Below are 18930 nucleotides of genomic sequence, written 5' to 3' on the forward strand. Positions count from 1 at the left end.
ACGGGTCCTGTCGGTTCCAGTCGGGAGGACTGGGATCGAGGTTATCGGCCAGGTCAGGTCCGGGCACCCGACGGACCGTCACCCGATCGGCGGCCGCACGACGGACCGTCGGAGCCGTTCTCCGGGAATACACCCCGACCGATCCCGTTAACTTGATACGGCTGTACTCAAGTTCATAAACTTGACAGTCCTTCACTCAACTTCAGGAGAGACGGAATGCCCGAAGACTTCACCCCTTCCGCTGGTGCCGACGACGACAGCCGCTCGTTCGACGAGTTCCTCGCCCGGTACCTGGCGGGAGAGCGGGCGCGGGGCGAGCGGTCGATCGACCTCAGCCGCTTCCTCGGCGCACGCACCCAGGAACTGCTCCAGCGCGCCGGACGATTCGCCCTCGAGCGAGGTCAGCGCGAGCTCGACGCCCTCCACGTGCTGCGCGTCCTCGTCGACGAGGCGCCGGCGCGCGACGCCGTCGCCCACATCGGCGCCGACCCGCGCGCGATCCTGCGCGCCACCGACGAGCGCCTTCCCGCGGCGTCATCGCCCGCGAGCGTGGACGCGGCCGTGATCACTCCGTCCGTTCAGCGCGCGCTGTTCCAGGCCTTCCAGGTCGCCCGCTCGTCGGGCTCCACCTACGTCGACCCCGAGCATCTGTTCTTCGCGCTCGTGCTCGCCCAGGACACCCCGGCCGGCCAGGTGCTGGCGCGCGCCGGGGTGACCGCCGACGCGCTCGCGCAGGGACTTCGCGAGACGGTCGGCCCGGGCGCCGCCGGAGCGGACGAGGAGGAATCGGATGCCGCGGCATCCGACACCCTGATGCTCGACACCTACGGCACCGACCTGACCGCGCTCGCCGCCGACGGCGAGCTGGACCCGGTGATCGGTCGCGCCGACGAGATCGAGCAGACCGTCGAGATCCTCAGCCGCCGCACCAAGAACAACCCCGTGCTCGTGGGCGAGGCGGGCGTCGGCAAGACCGCGATCGTGGAGGGCCTGGCCCAGGCGATCGTCGACGGCGCGGTGCCCGAGCAGCTCCTGGGCAAGCGGGTGATCGCGCTCGACCTGCCCGCGATGCTCGCCGGCACGCGGTACCGCGGCGACTTCGAGGAGCGCCTCACCAAGACGATGGACGAGATCGCCGCCCACAAGGGAGACCTCGTGATCTTCATCGACGAGGTCCACACCGTGGTCGGCGCCGGCGGCGCCGGCGAGGGCGGCATGGACGCCGGCAACATCCTCAAGCCCCGCCTGGCGCGCGGTGACCTTCACCTCGTGGGCGCGACGACGCTCAAGGAGTACCGCGTGGTCGAGCGGGACCCGGCGCTGGAGCGCCGGTTCCAGCCGGTGCGCGTGGGGGAGCCGTCCACCGCTGACGCGGTGCTGATCCTGCAGGGCCTCAAGCCCGCGTACGAAGAGCACCACGGCATCGTCTACACCGACGACGCGATCCGCGCCGCCGTCGAGCTCAGCGACCGCTATGTCACCGAGCGCGTGCTGCCCGACAAGGCGATCGATCTCATCGACCAGGCCGGCGCGCGGCTGCGACTGCGGCTGGGGGCCAAGGTCGACGTGAGCGCGCTGCTCGAGCAGCTCGCCACGCTCGAGGCCGAGAAGAACGCGGCGGTGTCGGCGGAGCGGTACGAAGAGGCCTCGCGGGTGCGCGACCAGATCGCCGCCGTGAAGGCGCGCCTCGACGACGTCACCGCGGCCGGCGCCGCCTCGCGCGTCGACGCGGTCGTGGACGAGCCCGAGATCGCGGCGGTCATCAGCCGGGCCACCGGCATCCCCGTCAACCGCCTCACCGAGAGCGAGCGCGAGCGTCTCGCCCAGCTGGAGGACGAGCTGCACGATCGCGTGATCGGACAGGACGATGCGGTCGCCGCGGTCGCCAAGGCCGTGCGCCGCAGCCGCACCGGCATGGGCGACGCACGCCGGCCCGTCGGGTCGTTCCTCTTCCTCGGCCCCACCGGCGTGGGCAAGACCGAGCTCGCGAAGGCCCTCGCGGCGTCGCTGTTCGACGACGAGGGAGCGGTGATCCGCTTCGACATGAGCGAGTTCGGCGAGCGGCACACGGTGTCGCGCCTGGTCGGCGCCCCTCCCGGCTACGTCGGGTACGACGAGGCCGGGCAGCTGACGGAGAGGGTGCGGCGCAACCCGTACTCGATCGTGCTGTTCGACGAGATCGAGAAGGCCCACCCCGACGTCTTCAACCTGCTGCTGCAGGTGCTCGACGACGGACGCCTCACCGATGGTCAGGGGCGCACCGTCGACTTCCGCAACACCGTCGTCGTGATGACCTCGAACCTCGGCTCGGAGTTCCTCGCCTCGCGCGGCGGCGCGATCGGCTTCCTCGCCGATGGCGGCGGCGCGACCGGCTTCGGCTCGGAGAAGGACCTGCGCGACCGGGTGTTCGCCAAGCTGCGCGAGGCGATGCGGCCCGAGTTCCTCAACCGCATCGACGAGATCGTGCTGTTCCGCAAGCTCGACCAGGCGCAGTTGCGGGAGATCGTGAGCCTGCTCCTCCGGGCGACCGAGACGAGGCTGGGCACGCGCGAGATCGGTCTCGTCGTGACCGACGCCGCGATCGACTGGCTGGCCGAGCACGGGTACGAGCCCGAGTACGGCGCGCGCCCGCTGCGCCGCCTGATCCAGCGCGAAGTCGACGACCGCGTCGCCGACCTGCTCGTGACGGGTGCGCTCGTCGACGGCGGGACCGTGAGGGTGGATGCCTCGGCCGACGGGCTCTCGGTGCTCTCGGGAGCCGCGTTCGCCAGCGCCGCCTGACCCCGGAGACCCGTCCGTCGAACCGGCGCCCGCCGTCCCTGACGCGGGCGCCGGTTCGGCCGTGCGGGCGCGGCGGGGGAGCGGGATGTCGGTGCCCTCTGCCACCCTGGGCGCATGCCTTCCGCAGCGCGGCGCCTGGGCGCCATCTTCATCCCCGATCTTCCGCCGGAGCGGCTGCGCTCGTCGGTTCAGGCGGCTGAGGCCGCCGGGGTCGACGAACTGTGGCTGTGGGAGGACTGCTTCCGCGAGGCCGCGTTCTCGAGTGCCGGCGCGGCGCTGGCGTGGACGGAGCGCCTGCGGATCGGGATCGGCATCGCGCCGATGCCGCTGCGAAACGTGGCACTCACGGCCATGGAGATCGCGACCGTCGAGCGCATGTTCCCCGGCCGTCTCCTGCCGGGGGTCGGGCACGGCGTGCTCTCGTGGATGGGGCAGGTGGGCGCCCGCGTGGCCTCTCCCTTGACGCTCATGCGCGAGTACGTCCCCGCTCTGCGGGGGCTGCTGGCCGGCGAGAAGGTCTCGGCGCGGGGCCGCTACGTCCGCCTCGACGAGGTGGCGCTCGACTGGCCGCCGGCTTCCCCGCCGACGATCTACGCGGCAGGCGAGGGCCCCAAGACCCTGCGGCTGACGGGCGAGGTGGCCGACGGCACCGTGCTCACAGGCGGCACCTCGGCCGACCAGGTGGCGTCGGCGCGCGATCTCATCGCCGCGGGCCGTGACGAGGCCGGGCGTCCAGGCCATCACGCCATCGCCGTGTACGTGGCGGTCGCCTTCGGCGACGGCTCCGGGGCGCGCGCGACCGCTCAGCTCGAGCGCTGGAACCTGGCGGACCAGCCCGAGCGCATCCTCTCGGGCGACGCCGGCCGCGTCGCCCGCCGCGTCGAGGAGTACTACGACGCCGGCGCCCACGCGGTGATCCTCCAGCCCCTGCCCGACGAGACCGAGCTCGACGGATTCCTGCGCGGAGTCGCCGACGTGGCTTCGCGGATCTGACCACGCGGATCTGACACCGACGCCCGCGATCGCGGCCGCCGTCCCTTCGCGTGCGGCATGCTCGGGGGATGACCCCACCGCCCGCCGTCCTGTCGATCGGCATCGCCGCTGCGGTCGGACCCGAGACCGCGGCCGGCCTCGCACCCGCCGTGGAAGCAGCGGGGTTCCACGCGCTCTGGGTGAACGACACCCCCGGTCACGACGCGCTCGAGGTGCTCGCTGCCGTCGCGCGCGTGACGGAACGGCTCGGGCTCGCGACGGGCGTGCTTCCGGTCGATCGCCGCTCGCCGGCCGAGATCCTCGAGCGTGTCGAGGCTCTGTCGCTGCCCCCGGGGCGCCTGGTCCTGGGCATCGGCTCGGGCGCGCGGTCCGTCGGCGCGCTGGGCCTGGTGACGGATGCCGCGGCCGCCCTCCGCGCGGGAACGACCGCTCGCGTCGTCGTCGGCGCCCTCGGGCCCCGCATGCGCCGGACCGGGGTCGAGGCATCCGACGGCCTGCTGCTCAGCTGGCTCACGCCGGAACTGGCCGCGCGGCAGGCAGTCGAGGCGCACGCCGCACACCCTGGGGCGCATGTCGCCCTCTCTGTGCGCGCGGCGTCCGACCCGGCCGCGCGAGACCGGTTGACCGACGAGACGCGCCGGTACGCCGGGTACCGCGCGTACGCCGCCAACTTCGCCCGGTTGGGGATCGACGCCGACGAGACGACGCTGGGCCCAGACGGAGCGAAGGCGCGTCTCGGAGAATACCTGGACGCGGTCGACGAGGTCGTGCTGCGCGCCATCGTCGCGGAAGAGACGGTCGAGGAGTACGAGCGGTTCGTCACCGGCATCCCACGGGGATGAAGCGGTGCGGGACGACCCTCCGGCCGCCCCGCACCCCCGTCGTCATCGGCTGCTGCGCGGCACCCTCACGTCGACCCACACCGGCCGGTGGTCGCTGGTCGGGAACGGGAACACGCCCGTGAGCGCCGACAGCGGATCGGCCTGCACCGGCCAGAAGACGCCGGCGTCGACCGGCTTGAGCTTGCGCGAGAGCAGCACGTAGTCGGCGCGCAGGTTGCCCGGCGCCGTGTCGGCGAAGTCGGCGGTGTCGTACGCCGGGTCGCCCCGATGCGTCGCGTTGGCCAGTCCCTGCAGAGCCGCCGCCTCGACGGCGCCCTCCGAGGTGGGCTTCGGGTCCACGATCCAGCGGCTGTCGAGCAGCTGGTCGATGGCTGCGTCGACGGAGTCGCCGTCGAGCGGGTCGGCGTTCTGGTCGCCGAGGATCACGAACGACGACCCGGCGTTCAGTCCGCCGCGGCCGCCCTCGTCGTCGTAGATGTAGCGGCCCTGTCCGGGGGTGACGTAGTCGGCCCAGAACCGGATCTCGTCGTGGTTGCGTCGGCCGTTGCGATCCTCGACGCCGTCGAACGTCGGCGGGGTCGGGTGCGACGCGAGGATGTGGACGGTGTGCCCGCCGACCTCGACCGGGACGTCCCAGTGCGACTTGCTCGAGAGGCGGAACACCTCGAGCTCCTCGGCCGAGTACCAGTCCGCCGGAGCGGCCGTCGCGGGGTCGTCGGGCAGGAGCGCGCCCGGCATGTCCTTCCACAGGAAGTGCTGGAACGTGCGCACGTCGTCGGTGGCGATCGGATGCTTCGACAGCACGACCATGCCGTACTGGCCAGGGAACACGCCGAAGCCGAACGCGTCGTCGCCGCCGCTGACGACGCCGTTGTTGTTCAGGTCGAAGCCGCTGGGCACGCCCGTGTTGGACGGCGCGACGAACGCGTAGGGATAGTCGATCGGGGAGGCGCCGTTCTGACCGACCTCGAGGTAGTTGTCGCGGAAGAGGTCGACCGCGACACCGCCCTCGACGTAGTCGAACTCGTTCAGCAGGACGATGTCGGGAGCCGTGCGCTGGATCACCTCGGCGACCTTGCGCGCCTGGGTGTTCGCCCCCGTCGAGAGGTCGCTCACCAGCTGGCCGGCGGCGTTGCGGTTGAGCGACAGGTTGTAGGTCGCCACGCGCACCGACTCGTCCTGGTACGCCGCGTCGGGGAGCGCGTGCGCGGCGGGGGCGGTCGCGAGTGCGCCGGCGCACACGAGGCCGGCGGTGGTCAGGGCGCCGAGAGCGCCGCGGAACCTGGGGGACATGGTTCTCCTTCGAACAGGACGCCGTCTCGTGGACGGCGCAAGCGGGCGGTGCTGCCACGATCGCGTGAATCGTTGCGGCGCCCTCCACCGTAAGCGCCCGACGTGACGATCGGAAGAACGCCGGGTGACGACCGCCCGCGGCCGGAGCGCCGGTGCCGTCGCGGGCAGGCGTTCTCCACGGGGCATCCGGGGTGAAACGAGGTCCCGCAGGCCCTGAGTTAGAGTGCCAGAGTGCAAAGGACGGCCGCGTGATCGGAGGAATCCGCTTCGCGCTGGCCCGGGCCCGCGCCGCCGCTGCTCCGCTGGCCACCCTCGCGATCGTGGCCGCTCTCGCGGCACTGCTCATCGTCGGCGTGGCAGGAGTGGTGGCCTCCGCCGAGACGCGTGAGGCCCGCGCCGCGCTGGCCGCGGCGACGGGGGACCGCGCGCAGGCGGTGCTCACTCTCGACGAGTCGGTGTCGCCGGATGCCGCGGCGGCCGCTGCCTCGCGGACGCTCACCGCCCTCGGCACCGCAGAGGCACTCCTCGTCTCCGCAGAGGGCGGCGACGTCGTCCTCCGTCCCGACCTCAGCCGGATCACGGCCGTCGACGCGCTCACGCTCGCCGATGCCCTCCCGGGTGTGCGCGATGGCGTCGAAGAGGCGACCGGCGAGCGGCCGCAGCTCTCGGGCGGTCTGCAGGACACCTTCGGCGAGGTGCGCGCCGGCATCGAGGTCCGCCGCGGGCCGACTGCCGTCGCGCTCGGGCTTCTCGCCCTGCTCACCGCCGTCGTCGTCGGCGCGGTCGCCCTCGAACCCGTGCGTGCGCGAGAGACCGAGACGCGGCTGATGCGAGCCCGCGGCGCCCGGCTCCGTGACGTGATCTGGCTCTCCCTTCTGGAGGCGTTCGTCGTCGCCCTGGCCGGCGCGGCAGCCGGCGCGGCTCTGGGCGCGCTGGCGGTCGTGGCGTTCACGTCCGCTGTCGTGAGCCTCGCCGTGGGTGTGGCCGCTGTGGCCGGGGTCGCCGTCGCGGCGGCGATCGTCGCGGCGACGGGAACGGCGCGCGGGATCGACCGTGGAGGGTCGCGAGCCCGCGCGGTCGCCGACGTCGGGGCGATCGTGCTGCTCGCCGTGGTCACGGGCCTCGCGGTCTGGCAGTTCCTGCAGGCGGGCACACCGGTGGTCGCGCGCAGCGACGGCGGCGCGATCCTCGACCCGCTCGTCGCCCTCGCGCCCGCCCTCGCCCTGGGCCTGGCGGCACTCCTCGCCGTGGCCCTGGCCACCCCGCTGGCTCGCGTGATCGCCGCGGCGCTGCGACCCTCCCGCGGCGTCTCGCCCGTGACACCGCTGCGCCTGGCATCACGGCGGCCGGGGCGGCACGCTCTGTCGATCACAGTGGTCGCCTTCGCGATCGGCTCGATCACGGTGACGGCTGCCTACGCATCGAGCCTGGTGGCTCTCGGCGACGCCCCCGAGGCGCTCCGGGTCGGTGCCGACGTGAAGGTCGGCACGATCCCCGACGACGTCGAAGCCGCCGACGTCGCAGCGGCGGCGTCGCCCGAGGCGGCGATGCTCGCGCGCCCCCTGAGCGCGCAGGGCGCCGAGGGGCGCATCCCGATCCTCGCGGTCGAGTCCGCGCGGCTGGGCGAGGTCATGCTCGACGCCGAGGGCACGATCGACCCGGCGGCGATGTCCGCGGCGCTCAGACTTCCCGCCCCGCAGCGGGTGCTCCCCGGGGACACGCTCGCGATGTCGCTCCTGGCTCCCGCGGCCCCGCCGATGGAGCACAACGGCGAGGTCTTCGAGCCGGGAGTGCCGGCGTTCCAGGTGCGCGTGACGGTCGCCGGGGCATCCGGAGCGCTCGACACGTTCTTCTTTAGCAACGCCGATTTCGTCGAGGTCGAGGACGACGAAGGCAACACGTACACCGAACCTGATGTGCGTGCCGAGGAGACGGTGGTGTTCGACCTGCCTCCCGGCGACGAGTGGGCGCTCGCCGGGATCGCGGTCGCGTACCACCCGCTGAGCTACGCGCCCGGAACCGCCGAGATCACCGCGGTGACCAGCGGGGGGGAGCAGGTCGACCTCTCCGGCTTCCGCCCTGCCCCAGGCACAGCCGGAGACGTCGAGGTGTCCGAAAGCGCGCTGCTGTTCGCGCCTGAGGCCGCCGCAGGGCAGCCTTCCACCCGGGTGGTCTCTTCCGCCGTCCCCGCGACCGTGCCCGCCGTGATCACCGCGGAGCTCGCGGCGTCGATGAGCCTCGCGGTCGGCGATACCATCGCGCTCGAGCTGATCAAGCCCGAGGTCGAGGCGGACTTCGAGATCGTCGAGGTCGTGCCCGTGCTTCCGGGCACGGCGAGCGGCGAGGGCATGCTGGTCGACCTCGCAGCCCTCACGCTCGCGAGTCCCTTCGAGATCACGCCCAGTCAGGCCTGGCTGTCGACCGGCGACCCGGGAGCAGCCGCCGCTGCGGTGGCCGCGGCGTTCCCGCAGACGGCGGTGACGGTGGCCGACCCGCGGTCGGCGCAGAACGCAGCGGGGACGGCGTGGGCGTTCCTCCTCGCCGCCGCCGGCGCGGTGGTCCTCGCGATCGCCGTGCTGATCCTGCGGCGCACGCGCAGCAGAGCGGACTCGCGAGAGCTGGCGCTGCTGGCGGTCATGGGCCTCGGACGCCGCCGCGCGTCGCGTCTTCGTGCGCAGGAGGACCTCTTCGCCGTCGCGATGGGCGTGCTCGGCGGGATCGCCGCAGGCGCGGTCACCGCCTGGCTGGTCGTGGCGCCTCTCGTGCGCGCGGCGTACGGCAACGTGCCGGAGGCCTACCCCGTGCCGCTGCGGGTGGACCCGCTCACGCTGACCGCCGCGGTTCTGATCGCCGTCGCCGTGTTCTGCCTCATCGTCTCGAGCGTGCGGGCCCCCAGCCGGCTCGCCGGGCTCCTGCGGGAGGACGAATGACCAGGACTCCCGGCCTCTTCGCCCTCACCCGCCGCCGGTTCGCCACGCCGCGCAGCGCAGCCATCGTCATCGTGGCGCTGATCGCCTTCGCGGCGTTCGTGATCGCCGCCGCGCCGCGTGCACTGGTCGGAGTCGTCCGCGCCGAGGTCGCGCATCAGATCTCCGACATGCCGGCCATCTCGCGCGACCTGTCGGCCAGCCTGATCGGCCTGCCCGGCTTCGGCCCGGCGACCGACCCCGACGTCACCGCGGGCTGGGACGAGGGCGCCGGCGACGTGTTCGGGGCGCTCGGACAGCTGCTCGCCCAGAACCGCGACGACCTCGAGTCCGCACTGGAGCCGCTGGTGTCGCCCGCGCGATTCGCGGCGTTCGGCGAGCCGGTCGTCTTCGTGCCGGAGGACCTTGCGCCCGACGCGCCGTTCGGGGAGGTGCAGCTGCTCGCCGATCCCGAGCAGCAGCAGCACCTGCGGCTCGTCGAGGGGGAGTGGCCCCAGGCGTGGGACGGCACCGGAACCGTGCCGGTCGTCCTCAGCGCGGCAGCCGCCGAGACGATGCAGTGGGCCGTCGGCCAGCTCCGCGGCATCCCCGGCGCCGACGCCACGCCGACGACCAGTGGCTGGCAGCCCGGTGCGCCGGTGCTCGAGCTCGTGGGGACGGTCGAGGCGACCGATCCCGAGGACGACCGCTGGACGCATCTGCCGACATCTCTGACGGCGACCGTGTTCGACGACGGCAACCGTCGCCCGCGGGCCACCTCGGTCGCGTGGGTCGCGCCGCAGACGCGCGCCGCCCTCGGCGAATTCGATCGGCCGGGAATGGTCCTGTGGTACCCCGTCGACGGGAGCGGTGCGCTCGGCGCAGAGCCCGTCCAGCTCCTCGCCGCCCTGCGCGCGGCGACCTCGACGAGCGTTCCCGTCGACGAGGCCGGACAGGTGCGCGTGCGATTCGAGAGCGAGATCGTGGGCGTCCTGTCGACCGCACTCTCGCGGGCGAACTCGGCGAGCGCGATCCTCGCGGTCGCCGCCGTGGGTCCGCTCGCGGTCAGCGTGGCGCTCGTCGTGCTGGCGGCGGCGCTCATCATCCGCCGGCGGCGCTCCGATCTCGCACTCCTGTCGGCGCGCGGCGCGCCGCTGGCGCGACTGCGCAGGCTGCTGCTCGGAGAGGGCCTCATCCTGGGGCTTCCCGCGGCCGCGGTCGCCGCGGCCGTCGCGGTCGCGGTCACGCCGAACGACGCCGGACCGCTCCCGACCGTCGTGGCCGTCGCCGTGGGCATCGTCCCCGGCCTCGCTCTCGCGCTCACCCTCCGCCCCGCGGTGCTCGAGCGCACGCGAGCCGACCTCGACGCCCCCGTGCGCAGCAAGGCCGTCCGCCTCGTCGAAGCGGTCGTCGTCCTGCTCGCGATCGTCGCCGTCGTGCAGCTCTTCCTGCGCGGAATCGGTCCCGCGACCGAGGGGATCGACCCGCTCGTCGTCGCCGCGCCGCTACTGGCGACCGTGGCCGTGGCCCTCATCGTGGTGCGGCTGCACCCGATCCCGATCGCCGCCGCGCTGCGCGTCGCTCGCCGGGGTCGCGGGGTCGTCGGCCTCGTCGGCGCCGCGCGCACCCTGCGGGACTCCTCCGCCGGCACGACGGCCGTCCTCGCGATGCTCGTGGCGGTGGCGATCGCCGTCTTCTCGTCGCTCGTGCTGGCGACCGTCGACCGCGGCGCCGTCGTCGCGGCGCAGCGGGACGTCGGCGGAGACATCCGCCTTGCCGGTCCCTATTTCGATGCCGACATGATCGACCGGATGCGCGCCGTCGAGGGTGTCGACGACGTCGTCGGCGTGCTCCGCGGCGACTACGTCAGCGTGACGGGCCCGAACGGTCGCGAGAGCGTCCAGGTGATCGTGACCCAGACCGACCGGCTCGCCGAGGTGCAGCGGGGGATGGTCGGAGCGCTCCCACCCGGGCTGATCGCGCCCGCCTCCCAGCCGCCCCAGATCGTCGAGTCGACGGCGGTCGCGACCGACCTCGGCGAGGTGGGGGCCACGGTCGTCCAGCAGCCGGTCGAGGTCGTCGGCACGCTCGAGCGCGTCCTCGGCATCCAGGGCTCCGAGAAGTTCGTGCTCATGGACGAAGCCGACTACGCCGCGCTCACCGGCTTCGGGTTCTTCCCGCGCAACGCCATGGTCGACATCGCGGACGGAGCGGATGCCCCGGCCATCGCCGACGAGCTGGGGGAGGTGGTCGCCTCGGCGCATTCGGTGCGCATCCTCGAGGAGTCGACGGCCGAGATCCAGGCGTCGCCGGCCGTGTCGGCCCTTCGCTTCGTGCTCTTCGCGGCGCTCGGGATCGCGGTCGCGCTGTCGGTCGTCGCGCTCCTTCTCGTCGCGGGGGTGTCACGCGACGCCCGGTCACGGGTCATCGCCCTCATGCGGAGCATGGGCCTGGATCGCCGGCGTGCGCGCGGCGTCGTGGCGTGGGAGTTCGCGCCGCTCGGCATCACCGCCCTCATCGGCGGCGTCGTGCTGGGTGCCGTGCTTCCGACGCTCGTGGTGACCTCGATCGACCTTCGCCCGTTCACCGGCGGCGGCGGGCAGCCGAGCGTCGCCGTCGACCCCGTGCTCAGCGGGGCGCTCATCGCCGTGGTCGTCGTGGCTCTGGCCCTCGCCGTCGTCGGCGGCGTGGTCAGCGCGCGCACGACGTCCATGGCGACCGTGCTCCGGACCGAGGAGGACTGACATGACCGAACCCGACATCGTGTGCGAGGGCCTGGTGCGGATCTTCGCCGTCGCCGATATCGAGGTGCAGGCGCTCCAGGGGCTCGACCTGGTCGTCGAGCAGGGCGAGCTCGTGGCGCTGGTCGGGGCATCCGGCTCCGGAAAATCCACCCTGCTGTCGATCCTGTCCGCGCTCGACACGCCCACGGCGGGCTCCGCGCGCGTGGCCGGACGCGACCTGCCCTCGCTGTCGTCCCGCGACCGCGTGACCTACCGGCGCCAGGTGGTCGGGTTCGTGTGGCAGCAGACCGCCCGCAACCTCCTGCCGTACCTGTCGGCACGCGAAAACGTGCAGCTCGCCCGCGCGATCGGCGGCGACCGCCGCGATCCTGCACGCGCGGGAGAACTTCTCGAGCTCGCCGGGGTCGCCGACGTCGCCGACCGCCGGCCGGCCGAGCTCTCCGGCGGCCAGCAGCAGCGCGTCGCGATCGCCGTGGCGCTGGCGAACGATCCGCGCGTGCTCCTCGCCGACGAGCCCACGGGCGACCTCGACGAGCACGCGTCCGCCGAGGTGCTGGCGACGTTCGAGACCGTCAACCGCGAACTGGGCACGACGGCGCTCATCGTCACGCACGACGCCGCCGTGTCGGAGCACGTGCAGCGCACCGTGCAGATCCGTGACGGGCGCACCTCGACCGAAGTGCTGCGGTGGACGCACACCGACGACGAAGGGCGCGAGCACGACATGGCCGAGGAGTTCGTCGTGCTCGACAAGGTGGGGCGCCTCCAGCTGCCGACGGAGTACATGCACCAGCTGTCGCTGCACGAGCGGGTGAGGCTCAAGCTCAACCCCGACCACGTCGGCGTCTGGCCCGGCGACGGGCGTCAGACCCCCGCCGCCGCGCCCGCCCCGGAGACCACGGAACCGGCGCAGACGACGGAGACCTCGCACGCGGGGGACGGATCCGACACGCGCCGCCGCAGGCGCGCCGCGCAGGAAGGAGACGGCTCGCATGAGTGAACCCGTGCTCGAGGCATCCGGATTGTCCGTCGTCCACCGCACCCCCGCCGGTGAGGTGCACGCGCTGTCGGATGCCTCGCTGGAGCTCCATGCCGGGGAGCTGGTGGTGCTGGTGGGCCCGTCGGGTGCGGGCAAGACCACGCTCCTGCACGTTCTCGGAGGCATCCAGCCTCCGACGACGGGCCGCGTCCGGGTCGGCGACGTCGTGATCACGGATGCGCCGGAGCGCGATGTCGACGCCGTGCGCCGAGATGACATCGGCTATGTCTTCCAGTCCTTCGGCCTCATCGGCGCACTGTCGGCCGAGGAGAACGTCGAGCTCCCGCTGCGCATCCGCGGCACCGAACCCGCCGAGCGCGCGCAGCGCGTCAGCCGGCTGCTCGAACGCGTCGGCCTCGCCGACCACGCCACGCAGCGCCCGGGAGAGCTCTCGGGCGGCCAGCAGCAGCGAGTCGGCATCGCGCGTGCGCTCGCCGGATCACCGCGCATCGTGCTCGCGGACGAGCCGACCGGTCAGCTCGACTCCCACACCGCGGCGGCGATGATCGATCTCATCGCGTCGATCGCTCACGACGACGGCGTGGCGGTGCTCCTGTCGACCCATGATCCGTCGATCGTGCTCCGCGCGGACCGCGTCCTGGAGCTCCACGACGGCGTTCTGAGGCCTGCGCAGGAGCCCGCCGCCGTCTCGTAAACGGTTTCCGCCGGAGGGCGCTCGCCGAGGCATCCGACGGGACCGTTTCGAAATCTCCGAAAAGGATTGCGGGTCGTGCTTGATACCGCTAACGTCCGAATCACGTGTGACGCCGCTCGCCGACGAGCGGTGCGTGAGAGGACAGACGACGTGGACTGGACAACCACCCGAAAGCCGGCCCGAGCGGCCATAGCGGCCATCGCCGCGACGGCAGTGGTCGGCGGATGCCTGCTGGTGTCGCCGGCGGCGAACGCCGAGCCGAACGCCGACATCGGCTACCCGACCTTCACCGGAAGCCCGAACCCGGTGCCCGCCACCGGCGTGACCTATACGCCGGGAAACCAGCTGCAGGCGATCCTGGACGGCGACATCGCCGACGGTGCCGGCGTCTCACCCGAAAAGGATTTCTGGATCGACGAGATGCTGGCCCGCTACGGGACCGCCGGCAGCTTCGACGACACCAACCAGTGGCTCTTCTCTCGCGGGCGCGCCGCGTTCATGAAGACCCACACGCCCGGAACACTCGGCTTCCAGGGCCAGCTGGCGTACTGGGAGTCGATCGACAACCGCGGCGGCTACACGATCGCGACCCAGGTGAACGGCGCGAACGTGACGCTCACCGAGGACACCGCGCAGCGCAAGCAGACGCCCAGCTACTGGCGCAGCGTCCATCGCAACGCGGCGACCGGTCTGGAGATCGTGCAGACGAAGTTCATCACCGACGCCAACGTGCTCGTGACGAACCTCGAGGTCAAGGCGACCGGAGCCGCCCAGACCGTCACACTGCGAGCGGCTTCGCCCTATGCCACCGTCGCGGCCGGCCAGGAACTGACCGGCACCGTCGCGGCGCTCAACAACCTCACCACGATCTTCCCCCGCTTCTCGGGCGACGGCTTCGCCCCCGATGGCACGGCGCTGGTGCGCACCGTCGCGGTCCCCGCCGGCGGCAGCACGAGCGTCAAGCTGCAGCTCGGGCTCGTCACGAACGAGATCCCCGCCTCGCGCACCGATTACGACGCGTTCCGCGCGGCCACGCCCGCCGCCGCCTTCGCGACGCACGTGCGCGCCTACAACCAGTGGTGGGCCGACAACATCCCGTACCTCGACACGCCCGAAGACAACATCGACAAGACGCTGTTCTACCGCTGGTGGCTGATGCGGTTCAACTTCCTCGATGCCGACATCCCGGGCAACGACTACCAGTTCCCGACGTCGATGGAGGGCGTGCTCGGCTACAACAACGCCATCGTCCTGACGACGGGCATGTTCATCGACGACCTGAAGTACTTCCGCGACCCGATCTACTCCTATGGGCCGTGGGTCTCGGCGGGGGAGACCTCGAAGAGCTACAAGTTCGTCGACAACCCCGGCGACCCGGCGAACTGGTCCAACAGCTACACGCAGTACATCTCGGAGGCGGCGTGGCGCTCGTACCAGCTCCACGGCGGGCCCACGGCGATCGCCGAGAACCTCGCGGAGTACGCCGAGTACGACGTCGAGGGGCTCATCGACGCCTACGACTTCAACGACAACGGCCTCATCGAGTACAACTGGGGCGCCATGACCGGCAACGACGCCGACGCGGTGTCGTTCGACTGGCGTCCGGGCTACATGGACCGTGCCGAGAACGCCTATCTGTACTCCAACGCGCGGGCCGCCGCCGACGCCTACCGCGTCGCCGGCAACGACGCCAAGGCGGACGAGATGGACGCGTTCGCGCAGAACGTCAAGGAGCAGATCCTCGACGTGCTGTGGAACCCCGACAGCAACCTCCTCGAGCACGCGATGGCCGACAACGGCGAGCACGTGCCGTGGAAGGAGATCAACAACTACTACCCGTTCACCGTCGGACTGATGCCGAAGCCGGGCGACCCCGACTACGCCGACGACTACGTCGACGCCCTGCGCCTGTGGGCGGACGACAAGGAGTACCCGATCTTCCCCTTCTACACCGCGAACCAGGCCGACAAGGCCGAGGCCGCGGCCGAAGGCGACCCGGGCAGCAACAACTTCTCGATCATCAACTCGACGGTGACGTTCCGCATGCTCTCGCGCGTGCTGCGCGACTATCCGACCGATGCGATCGACGAGGAGTGGTACAAGAAGCTCCTCTACTGGAACGCGTGGGCGCACTACCAGAACGGCGGCGACAACCGCCTGCCCGATCAGAACGAGTTCTGGTCGGACGGCTCGGCAGACCCGCAGCGCATCGGCTACCGCTCGTGGATCCATCACACGATCCTCGGCACCACGAACTTCACGATGATCGAAGACGCGATGGGACTGCGTCCGCGCAGCGACGCGAAGATCGAGCTCGACCCCATCGACATCGACTGGGATCACTTCACGGCCAACAACATCCGATACCGCGACAAGGACCTGACGGTCACGTGGGACGCGCCGGGCGGCGAGCGCCACTACGGCGATGCGGTGCCCGAGGGGTACTCCGTCTTCCTCGACGGCGAGCTCGCGTTCACGGTGGACGGCCTGGGCAAGGTCGTCTACGACCCGGCGACCGGTGAGGTCGACGCTGCCGAGGGGCTGACCGTGACCGCGGCGAACACCGCTTCGGTGAAGGCGCCGCAGGAGGTGCGCTTCGGCAACGACGCGCGCGTCGTGGACCTGTTCGCCAAAGCGGGCGCGGATGCCTCGGACCAGAGCTCCGGCTCGCCGAACCTCGCAGCCGGCAAGGCGGCGACGGCGACGTTCTCGGCCACCGGGCGTGCTCCGGCGGCTGCGGTCAACGGCACGACGATCAACGAGCCGTTCTGGGGCACGGCCGGATCGCCGAACGCGAAGGACACGATCACGATCGACCTCGGCTCGGCCCAGACCTTCGACGACGCGCGCGTGTACTTCTACAACACGTCGTCGTCCGCGACGGTCGCCGGGTACTCCGAGCCCTCGATGTACGCCGTCGAGTATCGCTCGGGGGGCCAGTGGCACCCGGTTCCCGCACAGGCGCGGACGCCGGTGTACCCGCAGGCGAACTTCAACCACATCCAGTTCCCGGAGGTGACCGGTGACGCCCTGCGCGTGACCGTGACGCACGCCGCGGGATCGAAGACCGGCATCAAGGAGGTGCAGCTCCTCCACACCGGCGTCGAGGCGCCGGTGAGCACCAACCAGGCGCCGCTCGTCGAGGCGTGGGTCAAGCCCGGCGTCGCGATCCCCGGTCAGGCCGACCTCGTCGGCACGGCGAAGGACGACGGCCTGCCGGCCGGGACGCTCTCGTCGCAGTGGTCGGTGGTCTCCGCCCCCGCCGGTGGCCTGGCGCTGTTCGACGCGCCGACCTCGCCGTCGACGATCGCCCGGTTCACCGCGGCCGGCACGTACGTGCTGCGTCTCACGTCGACGGACGGCGAGTGGTCGAGCTCGGTCGATGTGACGGTCCAGGGCTCGGTCGCCACGCAGGGCACGAACGTCGCGCCGTCGGGAACGCCGACGGCCGAGTACACGGCCGGCTGGAACAACGTCAACGCGGTCAACGACGGTCGCGTTCTGCACTCGGGCGGTCAGCAGACCGACCTGTGGGGCACGTGGTCGGGCTCGCGGCCGGCGACGCGCTGGATCCAGTACACGTGGCAGACTCCCGTGCGCATCGACAGCACCGAAGTGGCCTTCTGGTCGGACCAGACCAACGTCAGCTCGGGAGCAGGCGTCAACGTGCCCAAGGCCTGGAAGGCGCAGTACTGGAACGGCACCGGGTGGGTCGACGTGACGGGAGCCGACCAGTACGGCGTCGCGCGCACCGCGACCAACCTGACCGCATTCGATGCCGTGACCACCACGCGCCTGCGCCTCGTGCTCAGTGCCGCCGGTCCCGGGACGGGCGCCGACCCGTACGCGGCCGTCGGCGTCAGCGAGTGGCGCGTGTTCGCCGAGGCGCCGTCGGCGATCGAGCCGATCGACGTCCGGACATCGGTGGGCGACATCCCCGAGCTTCCCGAGAAGGTCGACGCGATCTATGCCGACGGCAGCCGCTCGGCCGAGGCCGTGGCATGGGGTCCGATCACCGAGGACCAGGTCGCGTCCGAAGGCACCTTCGACGTCGTCGGCATCGTCGCGGGCTCGCCCGTACCGGCCAGGGCGTCCATCTGGGTGCGGGCCACGGCGCCGGGTCAGATCAACTCGGTGGACGCCGTGCAGGTGAAGACAGCGGCCGGAGTGGCGCCGCAGCTTCCTGCGACGGTCGGCGTGCTCTACAACGACGGCAGCCGTGAGGACCTGCCCGTGCAGTGGGAGGCGGTCGACCCGGCCGACTACGCCACGGACGGCACCTTCACCGTGGCCGGCACCGTGCAGTCGGCGATCGCGGGCACCAAGGCCGCGACGGCGACCGTGACGGTCGGCGAGGGCGGCGGCGAGGGCCCCGACACGACGGCTCCCGTCGCGACGGTGTCGTTCTCCCCGCAGGCTCCGGCCGGCGGCTGGCACACCGGCGCGGTGAACGTCACCGCCTCGGCGACCGACAACCGCGACACGTCGCCCTCGCTCGAGGTGCAGGTCGACGGCGGAGCGTGGACGGCCTACACCGCGGCGGTCTCCGTCACGGCGGACGGCGCCCATACCGTGCGGGCGCGTGCGACCGACGACGCGGGCAACGTCTCGCCCGTCGTGGAGACGACCTTCCGCATCGACACCACCGCGCCGACGCTCACCCCGGCCGCCGACGCGACCGCGCGCACCGTCAAGGCGACGGCCGCCGATGCCGGCTCCGGCGTGGACGCCCTCGAGTACCGCATCGACGACGACGAGGAGTGGATCGCATACACCGGCACGATCCTCGTCGGGCTCGAGGCGACGGTGGTGCACCTGCGGGCGACCGATGAGGCGGGCAACGTCTCGGCCGTCACGGACGTCGAGGTGCCCGAGTCGGATGGCACGCACCGCCGCAACGTGGCGCTGCTCGCCACGCCGACCGCGTCGTACACGGCGGGCTGGAACACGGTGGACGGGCTCAACGACGATGTCGCCCCGACCTCGTCCGGAGACGTCAACCCGAACGACAACGCGTTCGTGTGGGGTGCGTGGCCGCAGATCACCGACCAGTGGGTCCAGTACGAGTGGGCCGAGCCGGTGACGGTCGACGAGCTCGGCGTCTACTTCATCCAGAACCTCGACGCCGGCGGAGCCGGCATCGCGGTCCCCGAGGAGTGGACGGCGCAGTACCTCGACGAGAACGGCGAGTGGGTCGACGTCACGGCGACGTCGGAGTACGGGGTCGAGATCGACGAGTTCAACGTCGTCACCTTCGAACCCGTCACGACGACCGGCCTGCGCCTCGTCCTGGACGCACAGGGCACCACCGAGGGTCAGGGCAGCCTGGGCATCAAGGAGTGGCAGGTCTTCGAGGTGGCCGGCGCGCCCGACCCCTTCGACGTCGAGGTGGTCCTCACCAGCCGATGCGTCGCCGGAAAGGTCGTGCTCGTCGCGACCGCCGCCAACCATGGCGACGAGACCGTCAAGGTCGCGCTCACGACGGCATACGGCGCCAAGACGTTCGCCGCCGTCGCACCCGGCGCCAAGGCGTCGCAGGCCTTCACCACGCGCCTGAAGGACGTGCCGGCGGGCACGGTCGAGGCCGTGGTGACGGGGGTCGTCGACGACGAGACGGTCACGCAGGAGTACGCCGTCTCGCACGATCCCTTCGGCTGCTGATCCACGCCAGGGTGCC

The 18930-nt window shown here is 72.0% G+C and carries 9 protein-coding genes; 8 read left to right on the forward strand and 1 reads right to left on the reverse strand.

The window, feature by feature from the left end:
• The first annotated feature begins 216 nt into the window (after window positions 1–216).
• The 3 genes from HF323_RS03530 (at window position 217) to HF323_RS03540 (ending at window position 4616) form a co-directional block, all read left to right on the forward strand.
• Window positions 217–2781: an ATP-dependent Clp protease ATP-binding subunit gene (locus HF323_RS03530; protein ID WP_169581148.1), complete on the forward strand. Its 2565-nt coding sequence runs from the start codon at window positions 217–219 to the stop codon at window positions 2779–2781.
• 114 nt (window positions 2782–2895) lie between these two features.
• Window positions 2896–3774: an LLM class flavin-dependent oxidoreductase gene (locus HF323_RS03535; RefSeq protein ID WP_169581149.1), complete on the forward strand. Its 879-nt coding sequence runs from the start codon at window positions 2896–2898 to the stop codon at window positions 3772–3774.
• A 68-nt stretch (window positions 3775–3842) separates the two neighbouring features.
• Window positions 3843–4616: an LLM class flavin-dependent oxidoreductase gene (locus HF323_RS03540; protein ID WP_169581150.1), complete on the forward strand. Its 774-nt coding sequence runs from the start codon at window positions 3843–3845 to the stop codon at window positions 4614–4616.
• A 42-nt stretch (window positions 4617–4658) separates the two neighbouring features.
• Here the strand turns inward: HF323_RS03540 and HF323_RS03545 are convergent, their stop codons facing one another.
• Complete coding sequence (locus tag HF323_RS03545) at window positions 4659–5909, reverse strand: endonuclease/exonuclease/phosphatase family protein (protein ID WP_169581151.1); 1251 nt, start codon at window positions 5907–5909, stop codon at window positions 4659–4661.
• 248 nt (window positions 5910–6157) lie between these two features.
• Here HF323_RS03545 and HF323_RS03550 point away from each other — a divergent pair, with 248 nt between their 5' ends.
• From HF323_RS03550 to HF323_RS15695, 5 genes are all read left to right on the forward strand, one after another.
• Entirely contained in the window at window positions 6158–8839 is a 2682-nt protein-coding gene (locus HF323_RS03550; RefSeq protein ID WP_169581152.1) for an FtsX-like permease family protein, read from the forward strand.
• Window positions 8836–11559 (forward strand): FtsX-like permease family protein, encoded by a 2724-nt coding sequence (locus HF323_RS03555; RefSeq protein ID WP_169581153.1) that lies wholly within the window; start codon window positions 8836–8838, stop codon window positions 11557–11559. Before HF323_RS03550 ends, HF323_RS03555 begins: the two co-directional genes overlap by 4 nt.
• Before the next feature lies 1 nt (window position 11560).
• Window positions 11561–12559, forward strand: coding sequence for an ABC transporter ATP-binding protein (locus HF323_RS03560; protein WP_169581154.1), 999 nt, complete (start codon window positions 11561–11563; stop codon window positions 12557–12559).
• A complete protein-coding gene (locus HF323_RS03565; RefSeq protein WP_169581155.1) occupies window positions 12552–13253 on the forward strand; it encodes an ABC transporter ATP-binding protein in 702 nt (233 codons plus the stop codon). Before HF323_RS03560 ends, HF323_RS03565 begins: the two co-directional genes overlap by 8 nt.
• Window positions 13254–13403: 150 nt before the next feature.
• Window positions 13404–18914 carry an Ig-like domain-containing protein gene (locus tag HF323_RS15695; protein ID WP_317450978.1) on the forward strand — a complete coding sequence of 1837 codons (5511 nt, stop codon included), beginning with the start codon at window positions 13404–13406 and terminating at the stop codon, window positions 18912–18914.
• Window positions 18915–18930 lie beyond the last annotated feature (16 nt).

The organism is Microbacterium sp. MF43 (genome assembly GCF_012847295.1).
Lineage (GTDB): Bacteria > Actinomycetota > Actinomycetes > Actinomycetales > Microbacteriaceae > Microbacterium.

Bases quoted from the DNA above. Each gene is read 5' to 3' on its own strand.
- HF323_RS03530 (WP_169581148.1), top strand. From the start codon at position 217: ATGCCCGAAGACTTCACCCCTTCCGCTGGTGCCGACGACGACAGCCGC.
- HF323_RS03560 (WP_169581154.1), top strand. From the start codon at position 11,561: ATGACCGAACCCGACATCGTGTGCGAGGGCCTGGTGCGGATCTTCGCC.
- HF323_RS03565 (WP_169581155.1), top strand. From the start codon at position 12,552: ATGAGTGAACCCGTGCTCGAGGCATCCGGATTGTCCGTCGTCCACCGC.
- HF323_RS03540 (WP_169581150.1), top strand. From the start codon at position 3,843: ATGACCCCACCGCCCGCCGTCCTGTCGATCGGCATCGCCGCTGCGGTC.
- HF323_RS03535 (WP_169581149.1), top strand. From the start codon at position 2,896: ATGCCTTCCGCAGCGCGGCGCCTGGGCGCCATCTTCATCCCCGATCTT.
- HF323_RS03545 (WP_169581151.1), bottom strand. From the start codon at position 5,909: ATGTCCCCCAGGTTCCGCGGCGCTCTCGGCGCCCTGACCACCGCCGGC.
- HF323_RS03555 (WP_169581153.1), top strand. From the start codon at position 8,836: ATGACCAGGACTCCCGGCCTCTTCGCCCTCACCCGCCGCCGGTTCGCC.